This is a genomic window from Enterobacter cloacae complex sp. 2021EL-01169 (assembly GCF_020733125.1).
Taxonomy (GTDB): Bacteria; Pseudomonadota; Gammaproteobacteria; order Enterobacterales; family Enterobacteriaceae; genus Enterobacter; species Enterobacter roggenkampii.
This window is the reverse complement of sequence record NZ_JAJFTC010000037.1, coordinates 1-5,207: the sequence shown is the minus strand read 5'-3', so window position 1 is coordinate 5,207 and position 5,207 is coordinate 1. Positions and strand designations below refer to the sequence as shown.

Annotated in this window: 5 protein-coding genes and 1 pseudogene; 1 reads left to right on the top strand and 5 read right to left on the bottom strand. The window is 49.2% G+C overall.

Annotation, left to right across the window (positions count from 1 at the left end; genetic code table 11):
- Nucleotides 1–247: 247 nt before the first annotated feature.
- The 5 genes from arsC to arsR are packed head-to-tail and all read right to left on the bottom strand — an operon-like array spanning nucleotide 248 to nucleotide 4,553.
- Entirely contained in the window at nucleotides 248–673 is a 426-nt protein-coding gene (gene arsC, locus LLF79_RS26620) for a glutaredoxin-dependent arsenate reductase (RefSeq protein ID WP_031591991.1), read from the bottom strand.
- 12 nt (nucleotides 674–685) lie between these two features.
- On the bottom strand, nucleotides 686–1,975 hold the full coding sequence (locus tag LLF79_RS26615; protein WP_031591992.1) for an arsenic transporter: 1,290 nt from the start codon (nucleotides 1,973–1,975) through the stop codon (nucleotides 686–688).
- A gap of 46 nt (nucleotides 1,976–2,021) precedes the next feature.
- A complete protein-coding gene (gene arsA / locus LLF79_RS26610) occupies nucleotides 2,022–3,773 on the bottom strand; it encodes an arsenical pump-driving ATPase (RefSeq protein ID WP_227880617.1) in 1,752 nt (583 codons plus the stop codon).
- A 16-nt stretch (nucleotides 3,774–3,789) separates the two neighbouring features.
- A complete protein-coding gene (gene arsD, locus LLF79_RS26605; protein ID WP_031591995.1) occupies nucleotides 3,790–4,152 on the bottom strand; it encodes an arsenite efflux transporter metallochaperone ArsD in 363 nt (120 codons plus the stop codon).
- A 47-nt stretch (nucleotides 4,153–4,199) separates the two neighbouring features.
- Nucleotides 4,200–4,553 (bottom strand): As(III)-sensing metalloregulatory transcriptional repressor ArsR, encoded by a 354-nt coding sequence (gene arsR, locus LLF79_RS26600; protein ID WP_031591996.1) that lies wholly within the window; start codon nucleotides 4,551–4,553, stop codon nucleotides 4,200–4,202.
- A 262-nt stretch (nucleotides 4,554–4,815) separates the two neighbouring features.
- On the opposite strand from arsR, the pseudogene LLF79_RS26595 reads away from it, so the two are divergent.
- Nucleotides 4,816–4,956 (top strand): annotated as a pseudogene (locus LLF79_RS26595) (NADPH-dependent FMN reductase); the annotation flags it as partial.
- Nucleotides 4,957–5,207 lie beyond the last annotated feature (251 nt).

The following is a 5,207-nucleotide window of genomic DNA, read 5'->3' as shown; positions in this document are numbered from 1 at the left end:
GGTCTGACGGCGCTTAGTGCTGAATTCACTATCGGCGAAGGTGAGTTGATGGCTCATGATGTCCCTCTGGGATGCGCTCCGGATGAATATGATGATCTCATATCAGGAACTTGTTCGCACCTTCCCTTGTACAGGCATCACTCCTTTTTGCACATGACTCATTAAAGGCAGAACAATGCCGCCATGAACAGCAGCATCAAAGGTGGCTGGCAAAGTAAAATATAAAGGGGCAAATGCCCCTTAGGATTTATTTCAGTCGTTTACCTGCATCATCAACGACTTTTTCACCATCTTCTTTGGTGAACGCGTGTTTCTGTGCATCCGGAAGAATATCCAGCACCACTTCTGAAGGACGACACAGCCGGGTCCCCAGTGGCGTCACCACGATCGGGCGGTTAATCAGGATAGGATGCTGTAACATAAAGTCGATTAACTGATCATCAGTAAAACGGTCTTCCGCCAGCCCTAACGCTTCAAAAGGTTCGACATTCTTACGCAGCAGCGCTCGTACTGTGATCCCCATATCCGCAATAAGTTTAACCAGTTCATCGCGTGATGGTGGTGTCTCAAGATAATGAATAACGGTCGGCTCTGTACCGCTGTTACGGATCATCTCAAGCGTGTTGCGAGAGGTGCCGCAGGCTGGGTTGTGATAAATGGTAATGTTGCTCATATCAGTATCTCATTACAAAGTGAAAGAGAGACGTAGCGCCAGCGCGGCCAGCGTTACAAACAGCACAGGCAGAGTCATGATAATCCCGGTGCGGAAATAGTATCCCCAGGTGATTGTCATGTTCTTCTGTGAAAGTACATGCAGCCAGAGTAGCGTTGCCAGGCTACCAATAGGCGTAATTTTAGGTCCCAGATCGCAACCGATGACATTGGCATAAATCATTGCTTCTTTGATGACACCCGATGCGGTGCTGCCATCGATCGACAATGCGCCAATCAATACAGTAGGCATGTTGTTCATGATGGATGACAGGAATGCTGTCAGGAATCCCGTGCCAAATGTGGCAGCCCAAAGTCCTTTGTCTGCAAATAAATTCAATACGCCAGAGAGGTATTCTGTCAGCCCGGCATTACGCAACCCATAAACAACCAGATACATTCCCAGTGAGAAAATCACAATCTGCCACGGTGCACCACGCAGGACTTTACCGGTGTTAATGGCATGACCTTTTTTAGCCACGAAAAAGAGGATAGCAGCACCCACAGCCGCAATAGCGCTGACAGGAATACCCAGCGGCTCAAGCACAAAAAAACCTACCAGCAGAAGGATTAATACAATCCAGCCAGTTCTGAACGTCGCCGGGTCTTTGATAGCAAGAGCCGGTTCTTTCAGTCGGTTCAGATCATAGGTCGGTGGGATATCTTTGCGGAAAAACAGATGCAGCATCACCAGCGTGGCAATAATGGCGGCAATATCCACAGGCACCATCACGGAGGCATATTCCGTGAATCCCAGATGGAAGAAGTCAGCAGAAACAATATTGACCAGGTTCGACACAATCAGCGGCAGGCTGGCGGTATCGGCAATAAACCCTGCAGCCATTACAAATGCCAGCGTAGCGCTTTTACTGAATCCCAGAGCCAGCAACATGGCAATAACGATCGGCGTCAGGATGAGAGCTGCACCATCATTGGCAAATAGCGCTGCTACCGCAGCACCGAGCAGAACGATATAAGTAAACAGCAGGCGACCCCGGCCATTTCCCCAGCGGGAAACATGCAATGCTGCCCATTCAAAAAAGCCAGACTCATCCAGCAGCAAACTGATGATAATCACGGCAATAAAGGTTGCTGTGGCGTTCCAGACGATATTCCATACCACCAGAATGTCGGTAATGTGTACTACACCAGATATGAGTGCCAGTATTGCGCCAAATATGGCGCTCCAGCCAATCCCTAACCCCTTCGGCTGCCAGATAACCAACACGATGGTCAGGATGAAAATTGCTCCTGCCAGTAACATAAAACCTCCTGACAGGGCAGCATGACTGCCCTGTATATAGTAAAAATTAACCTGCGAGCTGTTTGAGTTTGTCTATACCGGTTGGCTCTGCCGCAAGAACAGGAACCAGTGCAACACGGGTAGCATGCTGGTTCTTTACAGCCTCGATTTGAGGCAGTTCCTGCTGCGAGCGCTGACGAAGCAGCGGTGAACGGGTTTCAGCGATGGAAAGACTGTTATTGATAATCCAGCCCCATGGATGAATCCCGGCACGTTCAAGATCGGCTTGTAAATTTGCAGCCTCAAGAACGGGGGTCGTTTCCGGCAGAGTGACCAGTAATACTTTTGTTCTTTCCGGATCCTGAAGCTGCATCATTGGCGTAGAGAAATGGCCTTTATCTCCCATTTTCTTTGCTATCTCCCGGTGGTATGCCCCGGGAGCATCAAGCAGCAACAATGTATGTCCTGTCGGTGCCGTATCCATGACGACAAACCGTTTACCCGCTTCACGGATCACCCGTGAGAAGGCCTGGAACACAGCAATCTCTTCGGTACACGGAGAGCGTAAATCCTCTTCCAGCAGATGTTTCCCTGCTTCATCCAGGTCACGTCCTTTCGTTTCAAGGACATGCTGGCGATAACGTTCTGTTTCATCATGAGGGTCGATTCTGCTGACCTGCAGGTTATTGAGGCTTCCATTGAGGGTTGTGCTCAGGTGTGCAGCAGGATCTGACGTCGTGAGATGCACATCAAATCCCATTTCGGCCAGTCTGACTGCAATGGCCGCAGCCATGGTTGTTTTACCCACGCCACCTTTACCCATCAGCATAATCAGGCCGTGTTCATTAAGGGCAATCTCATCAACCAGAGCAGACAACGACGATATCGCTGGTTTTTGCAGGGCGGACACTTCAGCAAATGAAGCCGTCTCAGGTTGGGAGGTGAGAAGTCCCCTTAAAGCAGACACACCGACCATATTCACTGGTTGAAGGAATAATGTGTCAGTAGGGAGAGCGTCCAGACCAGCGGGAAGACTTGCCAGCGCCTCCTGCTCCCGGCCCCATATTGCAGCCGCCAGAGTATCGTTGACTGCTTCTGTCTCAGGTAACACGCCGTTGATGACCAGATACTGATTTTTGAGACCTATCGCCGCAAGCTCATCATGAGTACGGGCGACTTCCTGAAGCGTTGATTTTTGCAGTCGAGCCACTAAAACCAGCCTCGTACGATCCGGATCAGACAATGCCTGGACGGCGTGTGAATACTGCTCACGCTGTTTCTCCAGCCCTGCCATCGGGCCAAGACAGGAAGCACCATCAGGATTGCTCTCAATGAAGCTACTCCACGCACCGGGCAACTGGAGAAGACGAATAGTGTGACCAGTTGGCGCGGTATCAAAGATAATATGGTCAAAGCGGGTCAATAATGATGCGTCAGTCAACAGACCGGTAAATTCATCAAAAGCTGCAATTTCGGTGGTACATGCACCAGAGAGCTGTTCGTTAATACTGTTAACGACATCATCCGGCAGAATGCCTTTGATAGGATCAACGATTCTGGCCCGATATTCCTGGGCGGCGGCCTGAGGATCAATTTCCAGCGCTGAAAGACCCGGTACAGAGGCCACCGGCAGAATGGTATTGCCAATAGTCTGGCTGAACACCTGGCCTACGTTTGAAGCCGGATCGGTGCTGACAAGCAAAACCCGCTTGCCTTGTTCCGCCAGGCTGATAGCGGTGGCACAGGAAATAGAGGTTTTACCGACGCCCCCTTTACCGGTAAAAAACAGGTAAGGTGGGATATTCTGTAAGAATTTCATATGTCCTCCTGACATTTCAGCAACAAGAAGTATTACCACCGCAGCAGCTTTTAGATGCTAATCCTACTTTCTCCAGCGGTATTCCGAACCAGCGGGCCAGCTCTGCACGTTTCGGATAACGCCCCGCCATCACCATTTCTCCATCCAGCAACAACAATGGAAGCCCTTCAGCCCCGGATGCCTCAAGGAATGCTTTGGCTTTTTCGTTCTGTACAAAGCTCATGGGTTGCTGTGCCAGGTTATAACGATCAACCTGAATTCCACGCTGTTTTAGCCACTGCACATCCGCAGAAAAATCAACCAGAACCTGATCGATATCTGTACCGCAGACACCGGTACTGCAACACATAGCCGGGTCAAACACCGTTAACGTTTTCATCACGAACACCTCACATTTGAAAAATCATATATGTTCAGGAAAATTTTTTAGATACAAACAGCTTTGCCGCTACCAGAGCAGTTAGCTGATGCCAGCTTACGGGCGATGGCCTGTACGTCGTCCTGTTGGCTTAACCAGGCCTGCTCAATAACCTGAGCAGCCCATGAAGGAATATGCGGAGATAAGCGGTAGTGAACCCATTTCCCATTCTTGCGATCCAGCAACAATCCGCTTTCACGTAGCATCGCCAGATGACGGGAGATCTTAGGCTGCGACTGCTCTAGCGCCGTGCAGAGATCACATACGCATAGCTCTCCCATCTCTTTGAGCATTAACACGATGCCTAGACGGGTTTCATCTGACAGATTTTTGAAGAGTTGTAGTGTTGAAAATGGTGACATTAGGATCTCCTGCGTTGAATAAATAGTATCGCGCTTCTAAACCAGGAAGTCAAAAACACATATGTTATATCGAATTTGTTTGATGTTAACACTTCTTCAATGGTTAATGACAGGAACAACAGAACCGGGGAAATGCGGACAAAAATTTCATCTTTGTTAGAAAAAGTAGAAGTAGAAGTAGAAGTTTAACGACAGGGTACTGATAAGTAAGGCAGCACCACACAATGTACAATAAACCACCATAGATTCGTTTTACAGGCTTAACCCATCCGGCTTGCCGTTACCCGATGATACACCGGAAAGTCCCCCCAAAATGCTTGAACTCCGCGAACTGGTCAGGTGGTGTGACGGAATGGTCTGGAGTTCTCCGGAAAGGCATGGTGCCATGAGCTCGATGATGAAGGGCGCATGAAACCGTCAGCCTGGTACGACAGGATTGTCGACGTTAGCCGTCTATCACATGGACCACTCTGAATCGGCATGAGTGCAACGACATAAGCCTGCTTAAAAAACAGGCTTAACGTGGGATATTTAATGAGATGGTCACTCCCTCCTTCCCGGTACTATGCTGAGGACAGGCTTTCATTCGGAGAACTATCATGGAAAACATTGCGCTCATTGGTATCGATCTGGGTAAAAACTCTTTCCATATTC